At 67.6% G+C, this 216-nt stretch carries 1 protein-coding gene; it reads left to right on the top strand.

The annotated features are described in order from the left end of the window. Window positions 1–216, top strand: a 216-nt coding sequence (locus tag ACLQ2Q_RS22255) for a hypothetical protein (RefSeq protein ID WP_425824093.1), incomplete at both ends; no start/stop codon positions are given.

The raw sequence follows: 216 nt of genomic DNA on the forward strand, positions 1-216 counted from the left end.
GAGATCTACCTCGAAGTCGCCGCCCTCGTCACGGTGTTCATCCTCGCCGGCCGATACGCGGAAGCCCGCGCCAAGAAATCCTCCTCTGAGGCGCTCCGCGCGTTGCTGCATCTCGGTGCGAAGGACGCCACCCGCTTGATCGGCGGCGTGGAACAGTTGGTCCCGGTCTCGCAGCTGATCGTCGGCGACCGGGTGCTGGTGCGCCCCGGGGAGAAG

This window comes from Microbacterium sp. DT81.1 (assembly GCF_049844955.1).
Classification (GTDB): domain Bacteria; phylum Actinomycetota; class Actinomycetes; order Actinomycetales; family Microbacteriaceae; genus Microbacterium.